Here is a 6,000-nt window from a genome sequence, read left to right on the forward strand (position 1 = left end):
CTCATATACGTATACAGTAACTATAAATTCAGAACCATTTGTAGCGACAGCACCAACAGATACCGTTTGTAGTGATATCGCCTTGAACCACGATTTAACAGGTGATGTAAACTTAGTAGGAGCAACATTCAGTTGGAGTGCAGCAGATAATGCGAATGTAACAGGAGAAACAACGAGTACTTCTACAGCAACGAGTATTACCGATACATTAACGAATACAAGTGGCTCGATACAAACGGTAATCTATACAATTACACCAACCAGCGTTAATGGCTGTATTGGTGATGTGTTTACGTACACAGTAACAGTCAATCCAGAACCATTTGCAGCAACAGCACCAACAGATATGGTTTGTAGTGATGTAGTTTTGAATCACGATTTAACAGGTGATGTAAATTTAGCAGGAGCAACATTCAGTTGGAGTGCAGCAGATAACGCCAATATAACAGGAGAAACAACGAGTACTTCTGCAGGAACGAGTATTACGGATACGTTAACCAATACAAGTGGATCTGTTCAAACAGTGGTGTATACGATTACCCCAACAAGTTCAGATGGTTGTGCAGGAAACTCATATACGTATACAGTAACTATAAATTCAGAACCATTTGTAGCGACAGCACCAACAGATACCGTTTGTAGTGATATCGCCTTGAACCACGATTTAACAGGTGATGTAAACTTAGTAGGAGCAACATTCAGTTGGAGTGCAGCGGACAATGCGAATGTAACAGGAGAAACAACGAGTACTTCTACAGCAACGAGTATTACAGATACGTTAACCAATACAAGTGGCTCGATACAAACGGTAATCTATACAATTACACCAACCAGCGTTAATGGCTGTATTGGTGATGTGTTTACGTATACGGTAACTATAAATCCAGAACCATTTGTAGCGATAGCACCAACAGATACAGTTTGTAGTGATGTAGCTTTGAATCACGATTTAACAGGTGATGTAAATTTAGCAGGAGCAACATTCAGTTGGAGTGCAGCAGACAATGCGAATATAACAGGAGAAACGACAACAGCTTCAACGGCAACAAGTATCACCGATACTTTAACCAATACGAGCGGAAGTGTTCAAACAGTAACGTATACAATTACACCAACGAGTGCTGATGGTTGTGTAGGAGACTCTTATACGTACACAGTAACTATAAATCCAGAACCGTTTGTAGCGACAGCACCGATAGAAACAGTTTGTAGCGATGTAGCCTTGAGTCACGATTTAACAGGTGATGTAAACTTAGCAGGAGCAACATTCAGTTGGAGTGCAGCAGATAACGCCAATATAACAGGAGAAACAACGAGTACTTCTACAGGAACTAGTATTACCGATACTTTAACGAATACAAGTGGCTCAGTTCAAACCGTTGTATATACAATTATCCCAACAAGTTCAGGAAGTTGTGCAGGAGATTCTTATACGTATACAGTAACTATAAATCCAGAACCGTTTGTGGCGACAGCACCAACAGATACCGTTTGTAGTGATATCGCCTTGAACCATGATTTAACTTCAGATACAAATCTGGCGGGAGCAATATTCAGTTGGAGTGCAGCAGATAACGCCAGTATAACAGGAGAAACAACAACAGCTTCAACGGCAACAAATATTACTGATACCTTAACCAATACAAGTGGTTCAGTTCAGACGGTTGTATATACGATTACCCCAACAAGTTCAGATGGTTGTGTAGGAAATTCATATACGTATACGGTAACTATAAATCCAGAGCCATTTGTAGCGACAGCACCGATAGAAACAGTTTGTAGCGATGTAGCCTTGAGTCACGATTTAACAGGTGATGTAAACTTAGCAGGAGCAACATTCAGTTGGAGTGCAGCAGATAATGCAAATGTAACAGGAGAAACGACGAGTACTTCTACAGCAACAAGTATTACAGACACTTTAACGAATACAAGTGGTTCAGTTGAAACGGTGGTATATACGATTATCCCAACAAGTTCAGATGGATGTATTGGAAATTCATATACCTACACGGTAACAATAAATCCTGAATCATTCGTAGCTACGTCACCAACAGAAACTATTTGTAGCGATATCGCCTTGAATCATGATTTAACGGGTGATGTAAATTTAATTGGAGGGACTTTTAGTTGGAGTGCAGCAGACAATGCGAATGTAACAGGAGAAACAACGAGTACTTCAACAACGACAAGCATTACTGATACATTAACCAATACAAGTGGCTCGATACAAACGGTAATCTATACAATTACACCAACCAGCGTTAATGGCTGTATTGGTGATGTGTTTACGTATACGGTAACTATAAATCCAGAACCATTTGTAGCGACAGCACCAACAGATACAGTTTGTAGTGATGTAGCTTTGAATCACGATTTAACAGGTGATGTAAACTTAGCAGGAGCAACATTCAGTTGGAGTGCAGCAGATAACGTCAATGTAACGGGAGAAACGACGAGTACTTCTACAACAACGAGTATTACAGATATGCTAACCAATACTAGTGGCTCCGTTCAAACAGTGGTGTATACAATTATATCAACAAGTTCAGATGGTTGTGTAGGAAACTCATATGCTTACACAGTTACTGTAAATCCAGAACCATTTGTAGCGACAGCACCAACAGATACAGTTTGTAGTGATGTAGCCTTGAACCACGATTTAACAGGTGATGTAAATTTAGCAGGAGCAACATTTAGTTGGAGTGCAGCGGATAACGCCAATATAACAGGAGAAACGACGACAGCATCGACTGCGACAAGTATTACCGATACCTTAACCAATACAAGTGGCACAGATCAAACGGTTATATATACGATTACACCAACAAGTTCAGATGGTTGTGTAGGAAACTCATATACCTACACAATAACGATAAATCCAGAACCATTTGTAGCGACAGCACCAACAGATACAGTTTGTAGTGATGTAGCCTTGAACCACGATTTAACAGGTGATGTAAACTTAGTAGGAGCAACATTTAGTTGGAGTGCAGGAGATAATGCGAATGTAACAGGAGAGACTACGAGTGCTTCTACAGCAACGAGTATTACAGATACGTTAACCAATACAAGTGGATCTGTTCAAACAGTAACGTATACGATTACACCAACAAGTTCAGATGGATGTGCAGGAGATTCATATAGCTATACAGTAACTATAAATCCAGAACCATTTGCAGCAACAGCACCAACGGATACGGTTTGTAGCGATATAGCCTTGAATCATGATTTAACGGGTGATGTAAACTTAGTAGGAGCAACATTTAGTTGGAGTGCAACAGATAACACCAATATAACAGGAGAAACAACGACAGCATCGACTGCAACAAGTATCACCGATACTTTAACCAATACAAGCGGAAGTGTTCAAACAGTGGTGTATACAATTATATCAACAAGTTCAGATGGTTGTGTAGGAGATTCTTATACCTACACAGTAACAGTCAATCCGGAACCATTTGTAGCGACAGCACCAACAGATACCGTTTGTAGTGATGTAGCCTTGAACCACGATTTAACAGGTGATGTAAACTTAGTAGGAGCAACATTTAGTTGGAGTGCAGCGGATAACGCTAATATAACAGGAGAAACAACGAGTACTTCTACAGCAACAAGTATTACTGATACGTTAACCAATACAAGTGGCACAGATCAAACGATTGTATATACGATTACCCCAACAAGTTCAGATGGTTGTGCAGGAGATTCATATACGTATACGGTAACGATAAATCCAGAACCATTTGTAGCGACAGCACCAATAGATACAGTTTGTAGTGATATCGCCTTGAATCACGATTTAACAGGTGATGTAAACTTAGTAGGAGCAACATTCAGCTGGAGTGCAGCAGATAACGTCAATATAACAGGAGAAACTACGAGTACTTTAACGGCAACTAGTATTACCGATACATTAACCAATACCAGTGGTTCAGTTCAAACCGTTGTATATACGATTACACCAACGAGTTCAGATGGTTGTGAAGGAGATTCATATAGCTATACAGTAACTATAAATCCAGAACCATTTGTAGCGGTAGCACCAACAGATACAATTTGTAGTGATATTGCCTTGAATCACGATTTAACAGGTGATGTAAACTTAGTAGGAGCAACATTTAGTTGGAGTGCAACAGATAACACCAATATAACAGGAGAAACAACGAGTACTTCTACAGCAACGAGTATTACTGATACGTTAACCAATACAAGCGGAAGTGTTCAAACAGTAACGTATACAATTACACCAACGAGTTCAGATGGCTGTATTGGAAACTCATATGCTTACACAGTTACTGTAAATCCGGAACCATTTGTAGCGACAGCACCAACAGATACCGTTTGTAGTGATGTAGCCTTGAACCACGATTTAACTTCGGATGTAGATTTAACAGGAGTAACTTTCAGTTGGAGTGCAGCGGATAATCCAAATGTAATAGGAGAGACAACAAGTAGTTCAATAGCACCGAGTATTACTGACACTTTAACAAATACAAGTGGCTCAGTTCAAATAGTAGTATATACGGTAACATTAACGAGTATTGATGGTTGTGGTGGAGATACATATACGTATACCGTAACAGTGAATCCAGAACCATTTGTAGCAACTGCTCCAACAGATACCGTTTGTAGTGATATCGCCTTGAATCATGATTTAACAGGTGATGTAAACGTAGTGGGAGCAACATTTAGTTGGAGTGCAGCGGATAATCCAAATGTAACAGGAGAAACGACAAGTGCTTCCACAGGAACAAGTATAACCGATATTTTGACGAATACCAGTGGCTCAGTTCAAACGGTAGTGTATACAATTATACCAACAAGTACTGATAGTTGTATAGGAGATTCATATACCTATACAGTAACAGTAAATCCAGAACCATTTGTAACAGCAGCACCGACGGAAACAATTTGTAGTGATGGAGTATTGAATCACGATTTAACTTTGGATGTAAATCTATTAGGTGTTAGTTATAGTTGGCAGGCTGTAGATAATCCAAATGTAACTGGAGAGACTATAAGTACTTCGACCTTAACTAGTATTACAGATACGTTAGTGAATACGAGTAATGTGGATCAAACAGTTACTTATACAGTTACACCAACAAGTTCGGATGGTTGCGTAGGAAATTCTTATACATATACGGTTATTGTGAATCCTGTACCTACTATTAGTATTGATGATATTACCGTTATTGAAGGCGCAGTAGCTAACTTTACAGTGACTTTGAGTCAAGCAATTACTTGTGATGTAAGTTTCCAAGTTAGTTCAACAGATAATACAGCGTTAAATGGAACAGATTATGTTGGGCAATCAGGTGTTAGTTATACGATATCATCAGGAGACACTACAGTAACGATTCCGATAACGACGATAGATAATAATGTATATGAGGTAGACGAGATATTTACGGTAAGCTTAAGTAATATTCAAACTGCTTTAGGAAGAACCATAACCACTACTGATTTACAAGGAGAGGGAACGATTACAGATAATGATGTGAATGATCCATGTTTACCAGATGCAACGGATAGTGATGGTGATGGCGTATGTGATGCGATAGATCCCGATCCAAGTGATCCATGTAATCCAGATAATACAGATGCAGATGGTGATGGGGTATGTGATACGATTGATCCAGACCCAGCAGATCCATGTAATCCAAACAATGTAGATTCAGATAATGATGGTGTATGTGATACGGTAGATCCTGATCCAACGGATCCATGTGTACCAGATAATACAGATGCAGATGGCGATGGTGTATGTGATACCGTAGATCCTGATCCAGCGGATCCATGTAGCCCAAATAGTGTAGATTCAGATAATGATGGCGTATGTGATACGGTAGATCCGGATCCAACGGATCCATGTGTACCAGATAATACAGATGCAGATGGTGATGGCGTTTGTGATACTGTAGATCCAAATCCAACGGATCCATGTATACCAGATAATACCGATGCAGATGGCGATGGTGTATGTGACACAATAGATCC

General features: G+C 39.6%; 1 protein-coding gene (running past one end of the window). It reads left to right on the plus strand.

The window, feature by feature from the left end:
• Positions 1–6,000: part of a PKD-like domain-containing protein coding region (locus BLW23_RS11090; protein WP_143032152.1), annotated on the plus strand (this coding region is incomplete at its 3' end). The annotated region extends 26,009 nt beyond the left edge of the window; the window shows 6,000 of its 32,009 annotated nt.

This window comes from Tenacibaculum sp. MAR_2009_124, assembly GCF_900105455.1.
Classification (GTDB): Bacteria; Bacteroidota; Bacteroidia; order Flavobacteriales; family Flavobacteriaceae; genus Polaribacter.